Here is a 14975-nt window from a genome sequence, read left to right as displayed (position 1 = left end):
CCAAGCATATGAAGAACACAGGTAAAACCAGACTGAAACGCACGGCAGGCTCGCTGCTGCTGGGATTGTTATGCACGGTGGGACTGATGAGCGAAATGGGCTATGCCCAGGCCGCCATCCCCGTGTATGGCTATTTCGTCAAGAATACCTATCCGCACGACCCCCAAGCATTTACCCAGGGTTTGCTGTTCAAGGATGGCCATCTGTATGAAAGCACGGGCCAGAACGGCCAGTCTTCCTTGCGCAAGGTGGAATTGGCGACGGGCAAGGTGCTGCAGAAAAGCATGCTCGACAAAAAGGTATTCGGCGAAGGCATCACGGACGTGGGCGATGAAATCCTGGGCCTGACCTGGGTGTCGAAGACCGGCTATGTGTTCGACCAGAAAACCTTCAAGCTCAAGCGCACCTTCAGCTACCAGGGCGAAGGCTGGGGCCTGGCCAGCGATGGCAAGTTCGTCTACATGAGCGACGGCAGCTCCGCCATCCGCGTGCTCAATCCGAAAACCCTGGCCGAGGTGCGCCGCTTCGAGGTGAAGGCGGAAGGCCGTGCCATCGAGCGCCTGAACGAACTGGAAATAGTCGACGGCGAGCTGTACGCCAATGTGTGGGGCGCGGACGTGATCGCCCGCATCGATCCGGCCAGCGGTAAAGTTGTCGGCTGGATCGACCTGACAGGCTTGCTGCCGCCGGAACAGCGGGGCACGGCCAATCCCGATGCCGTGCTCAACGGTATCGCCTGGGATGCACGGGGCAAACGCTTGTTTGTCACGGGCAAACTGTGGCCGAAGCTGTTCGAGATCGAGCTGATCGAAATCCAGCGCCGTTGATGTTTCCAATTGGGCAGTGTTGCTGGCGAGGAATCGTTTAGAATTCTGATTCTTCGCCCAGTGCGACCTTTACAGGATGCCATGCTGTCCCTCTCTTTATGCCGCCTGGCGGCCGCCGCCAGCCTGCTTGCCGCCATCTGGCCCGCCGCACAGGCGCAGACGCCCAACATGCCGGTGGTCAGGCAATACGGCGACTTTGCCGTCACGAATGGCCGTTACGACGCTCTCGTCACCTTGTCTTTCCGCCGGCACGGCTACTGGCCCGGCGGCGCGCGCGAAGTGGTGGAAGTGCGGCCCATCAAGGCCACGCGCGAAGGCCAGCCCATGCTGCTGGCCTTTACCAAGGGCTATACGGGCCAGGGCACGATACTGATCGGCGTGCAGAATGGCGAACCGCTGATGCGCCCCATCAGTCCCTTGCAGCGCGACAATATGGTGCGCACGGAGCGCGACCCCGAATGGGGCGTGCCGCAGCCGGGCCGTCCCGAGATGCTGCTGTTTCCCCGCGACGGCCGCGCGCTCGATACGGGCACGGGCGAGCTGCTGTGGTTTGACGTGCCGGGCAACGTCAGCGGCGACTATCCGCGTGCCATGCTGGTTTCCGTCTCGCCCGACGGGCGGCGCGGCGCCTATCTGACGAATGCGCTGACGAAGGTGGGGATCATCGTTGCCACGCGCGATGACGGCGTGGCTGGCGTGCTGGCCTTGCCGCCAGACACCTATCAACGGTGGCTCAAACCTTTGTCTGATGCCGCTTCCGCGCAGGCGAGCGCTGCCATCAAGGCGGGCAAGGGCCGCACGGATTCGATCCGTATCCGGCGCGAGCTGGAACTGGCCTGGTTCGGCCAGCAATTTCAATGGAAACAAGGCAAGAACGGCTTGCAAGTGACGGGGCTGGGCCTCATTTCCGCGCCGCCGGAAGGAAAACAGCCATGACAATATCTAAACTGATCGCCGGCTGCTGCGCCGCCTCCTTGCTGGCCGGCTGCGTGCACGGCGAAACGTTCCCCAAGGATTATCTGGCGCAAGATATCGACAAGCAACAAGCCTTGCTGGAACTGGACGTGGTCTTCGGCAAAGAGCCCGATGACAAGCTGACGTCGCGCACGACGGCGCGCAATACCGTCGAGTACACGGGCGCGCCGCATATCGTCGTGCCGTTTTACCAGAAGGGACTCGGCTTCGACCAGGGGTTTGCCGGCACCTATATCTTTGGCGTCGTGTATCCGGTTGCCAAGGTCGAGACGGCCACGGCCAGCAGCCGCGTATTTGGCCAGAAACTGGATGGCCAGCAGGCGGGCAACCCGCGCTACCGCTTCCGTGTGCCTGGCAAGGCGCAGTGGAACAGCAATGAAACCTTCATGCTGAGCTTTGAGCGCAAGGGCCGCCGCGAAGAAATCACTTTCCGCTTCAGCAACGAGCAAAGCTGCTCATCCGCCTTCCTGGCCACCACGCCACACTATGGTTTTCCCATCAAGGTCGTCGCCACGTTCAAGGACAACAAAGGTTGTCTGAAAGTATGCGACAGCCGCGAACAGTGGCCCGGCTTTTGCGCCTTCCAGCCGCCGCCGGCCGCCTGACTATCACCATGCAAGCCACGCGCCGGCACCTGCCGGTGCGGCGCTTATACACGCACAGCTTTTGCCGATTCTATTCAATTGTCATCGAATGGCAGCTGAAAACGCCTATTTTCACGGTGTAAGGCGGTCTGCATTGACCCTTGATCAGCGCATAAATCTTGCCGCAAAAGTATCTTTCCCAGGCGTATGATTTCTTGCCGTAATCAGCGCGCGCAGATGGCGCGGTGCGGCCCGATATCCGAAACGCATCCTTCCTGTGGAGAGACAGAATGAAAATGCCCGTTTTAGGAAGCACCCAGCCCGCCATCAGCAACCGTCCGCTCGACATGCTGGCCACCGACACGGCCGCCGTGCGCGCCATCGCCCAGGCGGCCGTCAGCGTGGAGCTGTTCACCATTCCCCTGTACATGGCCACCATGTACTCGATCCAGGGCACGCACCAGATCAACTCGAAAGGCATCACGTATTACGAAGGCCGCCAGTGGCCGGGCATGGGCACCACGGCCCGCCCCGAACTGGCCGAGCAGAAAGCCTTCAATATCATCTTCAGCGTCTTCATCCAGGAAATGCTGCACTTGCAGATGGCGGCCAACCTGGCCACGGCCATCGGCACGGCGCCGTGCTTCACGGGGTCGGAGCTGCAATCGCAGGACCACGGCTGGACCTGCTATGGCGAGCACTGCACCGTGATCCCGCACATCGTCGACTTGCAGGACACGTCCGGCTACCGCCACGTGCGCGTCAACCTGGAAGAACTGAACGACAACCAGTGTGACCTGTTCCTCGCCATCGAGCAACCGGAACAGCAGGCCCGCGCCCAGCTGGCCGAGTTCGACAGCCAGGATCACACGAAATACTTCCCGGAAGTGCCGCTGCCGGGCTGGACGCCGGGCAAGCACGTGCACGATCTGCCCCTGTTCGGCACCATCGGCTACATGTACGAATGCTATGCGCGCTATATCAGCATCGAATACACGGATGGCCAGACTCTGTGGCAAAAACTGTTCGTCAACGGCTCGGTGCAGCAAGACATGTTCAACAGCCGGGTCCAGGGCCATGCGCGGGCGGAATTTCCCCGCTTCGACACCTGCTTCGGCCCGCAGGACCAGGATGGCGGCCAGACGGGTTCGTTCAACAAGGCCATCGATATGATGGCGGCCATCACGGACCAGGGCGAGGGCAGCGAAGCGGCCATCCAGCGCTACCGGCGCGACGCGGCGCAGCGCCTGATGGCCGTGCAGCCCGACTACCGCGAAGACCTGGCCGCCTTGCAGTGCGATTACCCGTCCTACGCGAACAATGGCAAGGACGCCGAATCGCGCGACGCCCAGGCGCGCCACGACAGCGCCCCGTTCGACCATTACGAGCGCTTCGGTCACGTGAAAGCCATGCTGCCCGTGAAGACCTGGGCCGGCTGGCACAGGGAAGGCCAGCGCTGGAGCGAAGCCATGCTGACCAACGAGCGCTACAATCCGGCCACCGCACCGAAGAACATCCCCGCGCCGGCCGACGTGGCGGGCGCCCTGAACCGTCTGAAGGATACCAGCGGCACCCTAGGAATGCTGAGCACGGTGGCCACGGGCGCCATCTACGGCATCACTTCCGTGCTGGACCAGTACTGGCTGAACCAGCAACTGGACTTCCCGTATCCGTCGATGGTGGGCGCGGGCGACCGCATGGCCATCTGCTGGGCCGTGCTGGGCCAGGCACCGAACCTGGCGACGGGCGTGCCGCTGGCCGACAAGAGCGTGCTGTACCACGCCTGCCAGGGCATGCACCTGGAGGGCGAAGCGCCGTCCACCTGCGCCGCGCTGGCCGTCTACCATACGTGCCGCGGCTCCAACGGCTGCCACGCCCAGGGCGGCTGCGGCTTTGCCCAGGCCGACACGGGCGGCTCCTCCTGCGGCCATTCGGTCAAGGCCGCCGCAGCGCCGGGCTCGCCATGCTATGTGCCGCCACCTCCGCCGGCGGACGATAAAGTCTACAGCGCGCCCAGCGACAACAAATGCGCGAGCTTCGGCGGCTGCGCCGTGCCGATTTCGGCCTCGCAGCTGTATCCGAACACCACGGGCAAGGAACCGCCCGAGCCCGCCACCATGACCCTGTACGATTTCGGTCCCGCGCCCGAGCACCGCAGCAAGCCTCTGGGCCAGAGCATGAGCTTTACGCTGGGCGACAACGTTTACGACAAGGCCTGGGAAGCCTACGGCAAGGTGATGGCGGCGCGCGGCACGCCGGTGGGAGCGCCGCCGGCGCCCACCGACCTGCGCCTGGCCTTGCCACCGTCGACCTGATGCGGGGCATCCTGCACGAGGCGCGGCCGCGCCTGGGCCTGCCGAACCTGGGCCTGGGCGTGGGGCTGCGCCCGCCGCACTACGAGCACATCCTGCGCCACGGGCCGCAGGTGGACTGGTTCGAGATCATCAGCGAAAATTTCATCGACAACCACGGCTATGCGCGCCACGTGCTCGAGCAGGTGGCGGCGCAGGTGCCCATCGTCATGCATGGCGTGTCGCTGTCGATCGGCAGCAGCGATCCCCTGAGCCTGGCCTACCTGCGCAAGCTGCGCCAGCTGGCCGCCGAGATCCGGCCCATGTGGATTTCCGACCACCTGTGCTGGACGGGCGCCGCCTCGCTCAACAGCCACGACCTGCTGCCGCTGCCGCTGGACGAGGCCAGCCTGCGCCACGTGGGCGCGCGCGTGCGGCAGGTGCAGGAATTCCTCGGCCGGCCCCTGATCCTGGAAAACCCCAGCACCTACGTGGAGTTTGCCCAGTCCAGCATGCCGGAATGGGAATTCCTGGGGCGCCTGGCCGAGGACACGGGCTGCGGGCTATTGCTCGACGTCAATAATGTTCACGTCAGTGCGCATAACCACGGCTATGACGCGGCCGCCTACATCCGCCAGCTGCCGCACGACCACATCGTGCAGATCCACCTGGCCGGGCCGACCGTCTGCGGCGCGATGCTGATCGATACCCACGATGCGCCCGTGCCGGCCGCCGTCTGGCGCCTGTACGCGCTGGCGCAGCAGCTGACGGGCGGCGTGTCGGCCCTGCTGGAATGGGATGCGGAGATTCCCCCGTATCCGCAACTGCTGGTCGAACTGGACAAGGCGCGCGCGGCGGTGCGGGGCGAATTTACGGACGCCGCGCCAGCCAAGGTTGCCGCCGCCGTCTCCACGCCGCTGGGCTTTCACCTGGAGGCGGCCCATGCGCCGTAACGGCCTGCCTCTGGCGCAATTGCAGGCGTGGTTCCTGACGGCCATGACGGCGCCCGGCGGCGCCGTGCACGGCGCGCAGCTGGCCAGCGAGCGCCACGGCCTGACGCAGGAGCAAGTGCTAAAACGGGCGCGGGGCGGGCCGGCGCCGCTGCACATCCATGCGGACGGCTACGTGCAGCGCCTGCTCGAATGCCTGCAGGCCGACTATCCCGTCTTGCGCAAGGTGATGGGCGACGAGCTGTTCGCGTTCTTTGCCCGCGCCTATGTGTGGCGCCACCCGTCCGCTTCGCCTACCTTGTATGACCTGGGCGGCGGTTTTGCCGATTTTCTCGCCGCCAGCCAGCGTGGCGCCGGGGCACAGGGAGACGCCTTGCGCTTTGCCGTCGAACTGGCGCAGCTGGAGCGGGCGCGCAGCGAAGCGGGCAGGGCGCCGGGGCTGGAAAAACGGCCGCCGCCAATCTTGCCTTCCGGCCTGGACTTGATGCTGGGAATGGCGCCGGCCTGGCGCCTGGCGCCGTGCACGCGGCTGCTGGCGCTGTCGTTCCCCCTGTGTGCTTTCTGGCAGCAGGCGCAAGCGGCGCCCGACGACGCCGTGCCGGCCCAGCCCGTGGCCGCTCCCGCCTTTGTCGCCATCTCGCGCCTGCATTACCGGCTTGCCATGCAGGAGTTGCCGCCGTGGCAGTTCTACTGCCTGCAAGCGCTGGCCGGCGGCGCGCCGCTCGCGCAATGCGCGCGGCAGGCGGCGCAGTCCAGTGGCAGGGCGCCGGACGAAGTGCTGGCCGACACGATGCTGTGGCTGCCGATGGCGGCCGCGGCGGGGCTGGTCGCGGTCGATGCGTGAGCGGACGGCGGCGCACGCAAAAAAGGCCGATGAAAATCGGCCTCGATGGTCAGTACAAGTATTGCTTAACGGTAAAACGCTTCGACTTTGCCCTTGAGCTTGATCTGCAGCGGACGGCCGCGGCGGTCGAGCGACTTGGTGGAAGCGACCTTGATCCAGCGTTCGCTGATGCAATATTCTTCCACGTCAAGACGTTCCTTGTCGTTGAAGCGGATGCCGACGTCGTTCTCGAACACGGCTGCAACGTGATAAGGGCTGCTAGGGTCGATCGACAGGCGATCGGGCAATGGGGGTAAGGTGGTGGTATCGTTCATGGCCGTCATTATCGCCCAGAATGCGGTTACAGACAACGGCCTTTCGCGTGCCGGCTATCTGGCCGGACGCGAAATGGCGGGTTCGGCCGTGTGCGTGGAGGGTGACGGTAGTGATGAGGAACCGTGCTGCGTTCCCGTCGGGTCGGCCAGCTGAATGGTCGTGCCGTGCTGCCAGGCATCGGCCCCGTCTATGATGGCGGGCGCGGCGATATCGGCCCGCTGGCGGCGTTTTTCGGCCGAATCGATGCGGAAACGGCGGTCGCGCGCGGCAACCATGGCGGCGTCGGCCTGGCCATCGTTTGTGAATCCCATCATCAGTTGCGGCACGCCCAAGGGCAAGGTCTTGTGTACATCCGTGTGCCACGTATGCCAGGTCTTGCCATACGTGGCGACGAGTTTTTGCATCAAGGCCTTCTCGGCCACGGCGGGAATGCCGGGGGCGATCAGCTGGCCTGATTTGACTTCATGCACGTGGCTGTGCCACAGCGCTTTTTCCGCCGCGGGCAAACCTTCGTACAGCCTGGCGCTGACGATGTATTCGACGCCCATCAGCTTGGCATCTTTGACATTGCCATCGTAGATCACACATTGGATCAGTTCTTCATTGACGATGGCGCAATAATGATGCGCTTCCATCTGGCCGCGCAGATTGCCATTATAGAAATGAAAACCGTCAAGATAGGCGTTCAGCGCCGCAATCGGCGGCCGGGCTTGCAATGCGTCGGCGCCCGCGTCCAGCACGCGCGTGGAGACCCCGGCCGGTGCGCCCGGAGCCTCCACGTTTGATGCCGTATTCCTGGCGCCGCAGGCGGCAAGGCCCATGGCCAGCCCGGCGCACAGCATGGCCGTCAGTGCTTTCATGTTGAGAAGGCGCCTCTGGCCATGCCACCGGGATCAGGATTTGTCGTCATTCTTGTGGCTTTGACGTCCCGCTTCCACGTGCTGCTCATGCGTGCCGCCGCGCGTGCCGGTGCCGGAACCAGATTGCTGGCCCGACTGTTGGCCCGATTGCTGCGAGCCCGATTGCTTGTCGCCGTCATTCTTGTGGCTTTGGCGTCCCGCCTCGACATGCTGCTCGTGCGTGCCACCCTGGGTACCGCCCGACGATTGGCGGGTGCCGGACTGTTTGTCCGACTGCTGGCTGCCCGATTGGCCCGATTGCTGTTTGTCCGATTGGCCGCCCGATTTGTCGTTGCTGTTCGAAGTCATGGTCATGTCCCCTATGGTTGGTTTGCGTAATCATCCGGTTCAACATTGGCTGCACCGTTGAGACCATTCTCGCTGCCTGCGTCGGGCTTAGCCATAGGGACACGACTTGTCGCCACGTAGGAAAACTCCGTGGTGGATGACAACCATTTCTACATTGCTACTACAGATGCCGCGTTTCCTGCGGCGGCGCATTCCACTCGTCATGCCGGCCATCGACAAAGGTGACGGGCACTTGCGCCAGCTCGGCCGCCGATGCGTCATCAAGGCAGTTGACGCCGATGCCGACGAACGGGCCGCTGCGGGGCGAATCGCCGCGGCCAAACGGGCGCACGCCGCAATGGCGGCAAAAATAATGGCGCTCGCGGCGAGCGCCGAAACGGTATTCGCTCAACTCGCCTTCACCGGCCAGCAGGCGAAAATCCGCGGGCGGGACCAGGCTGGCCCAGCAGCGGATTTTCAGGCAGTAGGAACAGTTGCAGCGCAGGCTGGGGGCCGCCAGGTCGATCTCGGCCGCAAAGCGCACGACGCCGCAGTGGCAACTGCCATGGTAGGTTTTTTTCATGCAGCCCACTTTACAGGGTTGCCGTACTGTCATGCAACTGCTGGAATTGCGACAGCTGCTGTTGCATCAGCCGCGCATACTGGCCGCCCGCACGCAGCAGTTCGGCGTGCGTGCCTTGCTGGCAAATCCGGCCTTTGTCCATGACGATGATACGGTCCGCCTTGACGATCGTGGAAAAGCGGTGGGCGATGATGATCGTGGTGCGCCCTTGCATCAAGGTATCGAGCGCGAGCTGCACCTGCTGTTCGCTGGAGGCGTCGAGCGCGCTCGTCGCTTCGTCCAGGATGAGGATTTTCGGCGCGCGCAGGATGGCGCGGGCAATCGCGATACGCTGCTTCTGTCCGCCGGACAATTGCACGCCCCGTTCGCCCACGAGGGTCTCGTAGCCGTCCGGAAAGGCTGCAATAAAATCGTGGGCATGCGCCAGGCGCGCCGCCGCCACCATCGCTTCGCGCGCCACGACCCGGTCCGGCACGGCAAAGGCGATATTGTCGGCGATGCTGCCGGAAAACAGGGCCGGTTCCTGCTCCACCACGGCCATCTGGCGCCGCAGCTGCGTTACGCCCAGCACGTGCGCATCGATACCGTCGAACTGCAGGCTGCCCGCGTCTATCTGATAGTGGCCCAGCACCAGGCTGGCGATGGTGGACTTGCCCGCGCCCGAAGCGCCGACGAGGGCGATTTTCTCGCCCGCGCGAATGAACAGGCTGACGCCGTCGAGGGCCGTCACCTGCGTGCGCTCGGGATACGAAAAACGTACGTCGCGCAGCGCGATTTGGCCGGCCAGCGGCGGCTGCGGCGCAGCCTCGGGCACGGCGCGGTGGCTGCGCAGGATCTCGAAGATGCGGTCGGTCGAGCCCATCGTGCGCATCCACGTGTTCCAGAATTCGCTGATGGAGCCGGCCGTGTCCGTCACCATGCTGGCATAGATGACAAAGGCCGTCAGCTCGCCCACGCTCAAGCGGCCCTGGCCGATCAGGTGGGCGCCGAAGCACAAGGTGGTCAGCAGGGCAACGAAGGCGAGCAAGCCCTGCGCGCCCTGGAACACGGCCAGCAGCCGCGTGCCGGCCAATGACACGCCCAGCAGTTCGCGCATCGCTTGCGCGTAGCGCGCCATGGCGCCGCCTTGCTGGTTGAACGCCTGCACCAGGCGCGCATGGGCAAAGTATTCCTGCGCCACCTTGCCGCTGGCGGCCAGGGTGGCGGAAATGGCCCGCGCGCGCTGCCGGTAATTACTGCCTGATAACTTGCCCAGATACAGGCTGATGGGAATGAACAGGGCCAGCGGCAAGCTCAGCATGGGCGACAGATGCAGCAGCATGGCGATGCCGCCCAAAAACACGCACAGCGAGCGCAAGGCATTGGCCGCGCCGATCGTCAGGCTTTCATGCAGGGCCGACACGTCGGACGTGAGTCGGCTGTTCAGCTCGCCGCCATGGTGCTTGTCGAAAAAGGCGATGGGCTGGTTGATTACCACGTCGAACAAGCGCCGGCGCACGCCCATGACGATCATGTGGCCGCCCGATTGCAGCAGATAGAAGCGGGCGGCCGAGGCCAGCGCATACAGCAGGCTGAAGGCCAGCATGGCGGCCACCATGCCCGGCGTAACGCCGCGCCGCGTCAGTTCCGCCACGTTATCGATGAAATACGCGATGGCTTGCGGAAAGGCCAGCTGCGCACCCACGGTGAGGGCCATGCACAGCAGGCCGGCGGCGATGCGCCAGCGCACCGGGTACAGCAGGCGCAGGCGTTCCAGATGGGGGCCGATGTTTACATGGTTCATGCGGCGCGCTCCTGCGACGGTTCGGCGTTCAATTGTTCGGCCAGGGCCAGCCAGTCTTCATCGCCGATCAGGCCGGCCGCTTCCACCGTGCCCTCGTGATTGACGAACACATAGAAAGGCGAACTCATCAGCGGGTTCACGCACCGGTAATCGCGTAGCGTCAGCCGCGCCGTGGCTTCCCGCAAGATGCTACTGGGCAAAAAGGCGCGCAGCCGGCGGGCCGGTTCTTCACTGATCAGCCACAGGGCCAGGCCGGCGTCCCGCGCCAGCGGCAGCAGCTGTTCGATACCAGCCAGCTTTTCCGCGCATTTCGGACAACGGCTGGCCAAAAACAGCAGCACGGCCGCCTGGCCCGCGGCACCCGGCTGGAAACGCGCGCCGCCAGCCAGGGGACGGGCTTGCACTGCCGGCAGGGGCTCGCCCGGCACCAGCGCCGCAGGCGCGATGCGTTCGCGGCGGCTGGCGCGCAGCACGGCCAGGGTCAGCCAGATATTGCCGGCGAGGGCAAAGGCCAGCGCTGCCAGCACAAGTTGCAAGGTCGTATCATCCATCAGCCGGCCCTTGCCAACGTGGCGATGTCGTGCAGGGAAATCACGGCCACGCAGACGATGGCCGCCAGTCCGGCGGCCAGGACCGAGGTGGCGACGGGCAGGGATGCCGTCTGCTCGGATGCGAAATAGGCGCCGTTGATGCCGACCGCCAGCACGTTGCGCAGCAGGTCGTATTGCGAGACGGGCCGCGCCGCTTCGCCAAAGCAGCTGCAGCGCACCACGCTGTGCGTGAAGTAGCGCCAGGCCAGGACGGCCGTGAGGGTACTCAGCAGCACGAGCGACAGCAGCATCGGCAGCTGCGTGCCGCCCGCCAGCAGCCAGCCGGCCAGCAGCAGTTCCGCCGCCACCAGGGCTGGCGCAGCGAATTGGGCGGCGGCGGGCGGCACGCCGAACGAGGTGGCCAGGTTGCCGCGAAATTCCCTGTAGCTGCGCAGCTTGCCCACGCTGGCCGCCAGCAACAGCAAGGCGATGACATAGCGTGCGATATCGGACAAAAAGGGGAGTGCTGTCAGCATTGCGTGCTCCACAGCGGCGCAAAGCCGCCCGGACGCTGGCGCCGCAGCTGCACGCCGTCGCGCGACGCCAGCAGGGCATCGTTCCACGGTTCGTCTGGCGCGCTGCGCAGGGCGCCGCCTATGCTCGATTGCAACTGTGTCGAGATGGCCCAGCCCAGCCGTTCGGCATGGGCATCGCGCGTCATGTTCAAGCCCAACTGGGCCAGCTCTTCGCGCGTCAACGCATAGTTATGCGAGTGGTACCCGGTCACCAGTTGCGCGACGATGGCGCGCCGCGCTTCTGGCGTGGCATCGGGCAATTGCCAGGCCAGCAATTCCTCGCCGATCTGTGCCAGCTCCAGGGTGGTACGGTAAAAGGCCGTCAGGGAAGGGGGGAAGATGCTGCCGCACAGCAAGGACAGCGATTGCTGGCGCGCCTCGGCCGCATCGACGCCGAACCACTGCTGCGCCATGTCGCCGAATACCTTGATGTCCAGGCTGGACATGGAGCCGCCGTCGGCGCCATCGAGCTGCGGGTCGATGGGCGAGAACAGGGCGAGGTCGCCGGCGATGATGTCATCGGCGCCCAAGGCCAGCAGGGTGGCGGCCGACTGGCAGTGGAAGGGCACGATAAAGCTCAGGTGGCGGGCATGCTGGCGCAGCAGAAGGGCGATGCGCCGCGCCGCGTTGACGATGCCGCCGCGGCCGTGCAGCACCACGTCGAGGCGCGCCACGGGGCCGATGCCCTGGCACAGTTCATACAGGGCGGGCAGCAGTTCCATGTCCAGGTGCGAGGCGGCCAGGACGATGGCACGGCTGTCGCGCGCCAGTTCCAGTTCGCGCAGCTGGACGGGGATCTGGTTCAGGTCTGGCTGCGGCATACGGCTCCTTCGATCAGGGTTGTGGCCACGCTTTCCAGCATGGTCAAGGCAGGCACCAGTTGTTGCACATACAAAAATTGACCAACAGGGTTGTTTTCCAGGAAAACGTACTCGCCGTCGGGCGTGACGATGAGATCGAGCGCGCCATACTCGAGGCCATAGCTGTGCACGAAAGCGAGGCAGCGCTGCTGTATTTCCGCTGGCAAGGTGCATGCTTCATAGCGGATGGGGGCTGACATATCGCGCGAATCGATGGCCGTGCGCGCATCATCCTGGGAATACAGACGCGCGGCAAACAGTTGCTTGCCGATCACGGTGATGCGCAGTTCGTATTGCTTGGCTATATATTCCTGGAACTGGCAGCTCAGTTCGCTGACCGCGTCCAAGCTGTCCAGCATGGCATCGTCGACAATGGTGGTGCCGATGCCGGCGCTGACCCTGTCAACGTCCTCGACCGTTTCGGCGGCCAGGCTGGGCGTGGACATGCTCTTGAAAATGATGGGCCCGTTGATGGCCGCGCGGAAAGCGCGCACGTCGTCGGGCACATTGGTAATCACGGTGGCGGGCACGCGAAAGCCCATGCGCGCGGCGCGCGCAAGCTGTTCGCCTTTCCATTGGGCGCCGCGCAGGGCCAGCGGATGGCTGAGCCAGTAGCAATCGAGCCCGTACAGCACGCTGAAGACGGCTTGCTCCGTTTCCAGCTGGGCGTAGGCGCGTTCCTGCAGCGTCAGGTCGGCGCTGGCGTAGGCATAGTCGGCCGCCTTGCGCAGCCAGACGGCGCCCACCTGCTGCAAGTCAAGCCAGTCGCCATCGGGCAAACGGCGCAGGCGCGCACTGGCGCGGCCGTCCTGCTGGCGCTGGCACAGCTGGTAATCGCGGGGAAAGGCGTCAAGATCGATACGGAAGGGGGCATGGCCGCGCGCGGCGAGGATGGCTACGACCAGGTCGGCGTGCAGATCGCCGCTATGGCTGATAATCAAAACCTTTTTGTGCATGTAGGGAGGCCTGCGGTAAGGGAAGGTGAAAAGCCTTGCCGTGGCAAGGCTGGTTCAACGTATCAGCAGAACTCGCCGCCGTCACTCGAGCCGATGCGCGAATAGCGGTATTGTTCCTCGCTGTCGACTGCCGTGCAGCCGGCTACGGCAACACCGTCGCGTACCTTCCAGGGCGCAGGACGGGCCGGCTTTTCCTCTTCCTTCTTTTCCGCCAGTTTGAATGCGAACAGCTTGGGTTCTTTTTTATCGAGCATGGAATCCTCTATTAATGGTTGTGTTTCGATTTTTACCAATAACTGCTTATAAAAATGAAATCTCCAATTGAAAGGTGTTTATATATTCATTGGGCGCAGAAAAGCCGCGCCAACGGCGCCAGTTTGAATATAGGGAAATATAATGCAACCCGACGCCAGGCAGGGGTTATGGCATGCCGGGGATCAGCAATACTGGCCGCTGTCGTTCGGCCTGAGGCGGGAAGAGTCGCGATATTGATCATTCGTGCCGACGGCGGTGCAACCGGCCACGGCGACGCCGTCGCGCACTTTCCAGGCAGTTGCGGGCGCCGCCTGTTTTTGTACCTGTTTTTCAGCCAGTTTGAATGCGAACAATTTGGTTTGATTTTGCATTGTACTATCCTCTTGTGATGGTTAAGTACTGCTTGCACTGTATGCCATGGTCTATGGCCATTCGATATTAGCGCCGGAATAAATAAGCGTCAATTGAAAATCAATCGTATTCGCGATTATCTTTTGGGAATACTCACCAAATATCACGCGGTCCATTTATATTATTGCAGTGCGATAAATAATAAGGATTGCGTTTTAAATGAACGGCAATCGGTCTGATTATGGATGGCAAACGGATAGCCTAGGCGCGCGGCCACGCGCTATAATGGCGCCTGTTGAATGGACAGGGCAGGAGCCACATGATGGAAATGGCAGTTACCGACAGCCTGCGTCAGCTGGCATACGCGCAAGCCGCAGCCTTCGTGCAGACGCTCGACGGGCGCGATCCTGTTGCGCTGCAACGCGACTGGGGCCTGTCGCCGGGCGTGGCCGACGAAATCATCGAAATGCTCAACAGCTATTTTGCGGCGGACCAGGCATTGTCACTGGCGCCGCTGGCGCAAGCTTTCGTATCGGGCAAGGGCGGCCGTCCCGCCGTCGACGTGTATGCCACTGATGCGGGACCGCTGGGCCTGGAATGCCGGCTGCTGGCCAATGGCAAGCCTGGCGAAGCGATCCTGCACCTGGAAATGTCCGGCCACGATGGCGCGCTGCGCCTCCATTACCGCTATATCGGATCCTGAGAACAAGATGATGAAGAACCTGACTGAACTGATCAGCGAAAAACAGCAGCGCATCTGCGACAAATTCGGCTTGCCGGCGCAGGTGCCCGAACCCATGGTGGCCCTGGCCACCGGCAGCCTGGCGCAGTCGCCCATCTACGGCACGCGCATCGAGCTGCCGGAAAATGGCACGATCAGCTGGTTTATCCATTGCGGTGAACACGACGACGCCAGCGGCTTTTACCAGCCCCTGCATGCGGAACACCTGCACGAGATGCTGCCGCAGGTGGTCGATTACCTGGCCTTGCCCAGCGGTGCCAAGTTCATTCTCGACCGGGAAGGGTACGAGGATGTGTGGCTGGACGAGTAACTTTCTGACTGGCAAGATTATCGTTGACGTTGACAAATAGGTATGGGATGCTGCGGT

19 protein-coding genes are annotated in these 14975 nt (G+C 63.7%); 8 read left to right on the top strand and 11 right to left on the bottom strand.

The features are described 5' to 3' along the window. Window positions 1–8 precede the first annotated feature (8 nt). From JAB6_RS08910 to JAB6_RS08885, 6 genes are all read left to right on the top strand, one after another. Complete coding sequence (locus JAB6_RS08910; protein ID WP_217494615.1) at window positions 9–827, top strand: glutaminyl-peptide cyclotransferase; 819 nt, start codon at window positions 9–11, stop codon at window positions 825–827. An 81-nt stretch (window positions 828–908) separates the two neighbouring features. After that, window positions 909–1763: a hypothetical protein gene (locus JAB6_RS08905; protein WP_051990890.1), complete on the top strand. Its 855-nt coding sequence runs from the start codon at window positions 909–911 to the stop codon at window positions 1761–1763. Beyond that, a complete protein-coding gene (locus JAB6_RS08900) occupies window positions 1760–2407 on the top strand; it encodes a hypothetical protein (protein WP_070302371.1) in 648 nt (215 codons plus the stop codon). Before JAB6_RS08905 ends, JAB6_RS08900 begins: the two co-directional genes overlap by 4 nt. Before the next feature lie 269 nt (window positions 2408–2676). After that, window positions 2677–4701 (top strand): ferritin-like domain-containing protein, encoded by a 2025-nt coding sequence (locus JAB6_RS08895; RefSeq protein ID WP_070302373.1) that lies wholly within the window; start codon window positions 2677–2679, stop codon window positions 4699–4701. Beyond that, entirely contained in the window at window positions 4701–5630 is a 930-nt protein-coding gene (locus tag JAB6_RS08890; protein WP_070302376.1) for a DUF692 domain-containing protein, read from the top strand. Before JAB6_RS08895 ends, JAB6_RS08890 begins: the two co-directional genes overlap by 1 nt. After that, a complete protein-coding gene (locus JAB6_RS08885; protein WP_070302378.1) occupies window positions 5620–6471 on the top strand; it encodes a DNA-binding domain-containing protein in 852 nt (283 codons plus the stop codon). The genes JAB6_RS08890 and JAB6_RS08885 overlap by 11 nt, the downstream gene beginning before the upstream one ends. Window positions 6472–6536: 65 nt before the next feature. Here JAB6_RS08885 and JAB6_RS08880 read toward each other — a convergent pair whose 3' ends face one another. From JAB6_RS08880 to JAB6_RS08830, 11 genes are all read right to left on the bottom strand, one after another. Continuing rightward, the gene (locus tag JAB6_RS08880) at window positions 6537–6785 is read right to left on the bottom strand and encodes a DUF3297 family protein (RefSeq protein WP_010398340.1); all 249 of its coding nucleotides are present in this window, start codon (window positions 6783–6785) and stop codon (window positions 6537–6539) included. 54 nt (window positions 6786–6839) lie between these two features. Beyond that, the gene (locus tag JAB6_RS08875) at window positions 6840–7646 is read right to left on the bottom strand and encodes an OBAP family protein (protein WP_083292617.1); all 807 of its coding nucleotides are present in this window, start codon (window positions 7644–7646) and stop codon (window positions 6840–6842) included. Window positions 7647–7679: 33 nt separating this feature from the next. Then, complete coding sequence (locus JAB6_RS08870; protein ID WP_051990946.1) at window positions 7680–7994, bottom strand: hypothetical protein; 315 nt, start codon at window positions 7992–7994, stop codon at window positions 7680–7682. Window positions 7995–8154: 160 nt separating this feature from the next. After that, window positions 8155–8556 (bottom strand): GFA family protein, encoded by a 402-nt coding sequence (locus JAB6_RS08865; RefSeq protein ID WP_070302380.1) that lies wholly within the window; start codon window positions 8554–8556, stop codon window positions 8155–8157. Window positions 8557–8566: 10 nt separating this feature from the next. After that, window positions 8567–10339 (bottom strand): ABC transporter ATP-binding protein, encoded by a 1773-nt coding sequence (locus tag JAB6_RS08860; RefSeq protein WP_070302382.1) that lies wholly within the window; start codon window positions 10337–10339, stop codon window positions 8567–8569. After that, window positions 10336–10890, bottom strand: coding sequence for a redoxin domain-containing protein (locus tag JAB6_RS08855; protein WP_070302384.1), 555 nt, complete (start codon window positions 10888–10890; stop codon window positions 10336–10338). The genes JAB6_RS08860 and JAB6_RS08855 overlap by 4 nt, the downstream gene beginning before the upstream one ends. Further along, a complete protein-coding gene (locus tag JAB6_RS08850; RefSeq protein ID WP_070302386.1) occupies window positions 10890–11405 on the bottom strand; it encodes a MauE/DoxX family redox-associated membrane protein in 516 nt (171 codons plus the stop codon). Before JAB6_RS08850 ends, JAB6_RS08855 begins: the two co-directional genes overlap by 1 nt. Then, on the bottom strand, window positions 11399–12265 hold the full coding sequence (locus tag JAB6_RS08845; RefSeq protein WP_070302388.1) for a hypothetical protein: 867 nt from the start codon (window positions 12263–12265) through the stop codon (window positions 11399–11401). Before JAB6_RS08845 ends, JAB6_RS08850 begins: the two co-directional genes overlap by 7 nt. Continuing rightward, the gene (locus tag JAB6_RS08840; protein WP_070302390.1) at window positions 12247–13260 is read right to left on the bottom strand and encodes a RimK family alpha-L-glutamate ligase; all 1014 of its coding nucleotides are present in this window, start codon (window positions 13258–13260) and stop codon (window positions 12247–12249) included. Before JAB6_RS08840 ends, JAB6_RS08845 begins: the two co-directional genes overlap by 19 nt. A gap of 62 nt (window positions 13261–13322) precedes the next feature. Continuing rightward, entirely contained in the window at window positions 13323–13514 is a 192-nt protein-coding gene (locus JAB6_RS08835) for a hypothetical protein (RefSeq protein ID WP_070302392.1), read from the bottom strand. 183 nt (window positions 13515–13697) lie between these two features. Further along, entirely contained in the window at window positions 13698–13886 is a 189-nt protein-coding gene (locus JAB6_RS08830) for a hypothetical protein (RefSeq protein ID WP_070302394.1), read from the bottom strand. Between the two features lie 299 nt (window positions 13887–14185). On the opposite strand from JAB6_RS08830, the gene JAB6_RS08825 reads away from it, so the two are divergent. Together JAB6_RS08825 and JAB6_RS08820 are read left to right on the top strand one after the other, a co-directional pair. Beyond that, window positions 14186–14569 (top strand): hypothetical protein, encoded by a 384-nt coding sequence (locus tag JAB6_RS08825; protein ID WP_217494616.1) that lies wholly within the window; start codon window positions 14186–14188, stop codon window positions 14567–14569. Between the two features lie 7 nt (window positions 14570–14576). Continuing rightward, the gene (locus JAB6_RS08820; RefSeq protein WP_175444516.1) at window positions 14577–14918 is read left to right on the top strand and encodes a hypothetical protein; all 342 of its coding nucleotides are present in this window, start codon (window positions 14577–14579) and stop codon (window positions 14916–14918) included. The last annotated feature ends 57 nt before the right edge of the window (window positions 14919–14975 follow it).

Origin of the sequence: Janthinobacterium sp. HH104, assembly GCF_001758715.1 — a bacterium.
Classification (GTDB): domain Bacteria; phylum Pseudomonadota; class Gammaproteobacteria; order Burkholderiales; family Burkholderiaceae_D; genus Janthinobacterium; species Janthinobacterium aestuarii.
Note: the sequence above shows the minus strand (reverse complement) of the source record. Positions and strands in the feature narration are given on the sequence as shown.

Coding starts and splice junctions, on each gene's coding strand:
- JAB6_RS08910 (WP_217494615.1), top strand. CDS start 9: ATGAAGAACACAGGTAAAACCAGACTGAAACGCACGGCAGGCTCGCTG.
- JAB6_RS08905 (WP_051990890.1), top strand. CDS start 909: ATGCTGTCCCTCTCTTTATGCCGCCTGGCGGCCGCCGCCAGCCTGCTT.
- JAB6_RS08900 (WP_070302371.1), top strand. CDS start 1,760: ATGACAATATCTAAACTGATCGCCGGCTGCTGCGCCGCCTCCTTGCTG.
- JAB6_RS08895 (WP_070302373.1), top strand. CDS start 2,677: ATGAAAATGCCCGTTTTAGGAAGCACCCAGCCCGCCATCAGCAACCGT.
- JAB6_RS08890 (WP_070302376.1), top strand. CDS start 4,701: ATGCGGGGCATCCTGCACGAGGCGCGGCCGCGCCTGGGCCTGCCGAAC.
- JAB6_RS08885 (WP_070302378.1), top strand. CDS start 5,620: ATGCGCCGTAACGGCCTGCCTCTGGCGCAATTGCAGGCGTGGTTCCTG.
- JAB6_RS08880 (WP_010398340.1), bottom strand. CDS start 6,785: ATGAACGATACCACCACCTTACCCCCATTGCCCGATCGCCTGTCGATC.
- JAB6_RS08875 (WP_083292617.1), bottom strand. CDS start 7,646: ATGAAAGCACTGACGGCCATGCTGTGCGCCGGGCTGGCCATGGGCCTT.
- JAB6_RS08870 (WP_051990946.1), bottom strand. CDS start 7,994: ATGACTTCGAACAGCAACGACAAATCGGGCGGCCAATCGGACAAACAG.
- JAB6_RS08865 (WP_070302380.1), bottom strand. CDS start 8,556: ATGAAAAAAACCTACCATGGCAGTTGCCACTGCGGCGTCGTGCGCTTT.
- JAB6_RS08860 (WP_070302382.1), bottom strand. CDS start 10,339: ATGAACCATGTAAACATCGGCCCCCATCTGGAACGCCTGCGCCTGCTG.
- JAB6_RS08855 (WP_070302384.1), bottom strand. CDS start 10,890: ATGGATGATACGACCTTGCAACTTGTGCTGGCAGCGCTGGCCTTTGCC.
- JAB6_RS08850 (WP_070302386.1), bottom strand. CDS start 11,405: ATGCTGACAGCACTCCCCTTTTTGTCCGATATCGCACGCTATGTCATC.
- JAB6_RS08845 (WP_070302388.1), bottom strand. CDS start 12,265: ATGCCGCAGCCAGACCTGAACCAGATCCCCGTCCAGCTGCGCGAACTG.
- JAB6_RS08840 (WP_070302390.1), bottom strand. CDS start 13,260: ATGCACAAAAAGGTTTTGATTATCAGCCATAGCGGCGATCTGCACGCC.
- JAB6_RS08835 (WP_070302392.1), bottom strand. CDS start 13,514: ATGCTCGATAAAAAAGAACCCAAGCTGTTCGCATTCAAACTGGCGGAA.
- JAB6_RS08830 (WP_070302394.1), bottom strand. CDS start 13,886: ATGCAAAATCAAACCAAATTGTTCGCATTCAAACTGGCTGAAAAACAG.
- JAB6_RS08825 (WP_217494616.1), top strand. CDS start 14,186: ATGATGGAAATGGCAGTTACCGACAGCCTGCGTCAGCTGGCATACGCG.
- JAB6_RS08820 (WP_175444516.1), top strand. CDS start 14,577: ATGATGAAGAACCTGACTGAACTGATCAGCGAAAAACAGCAGCGCATC.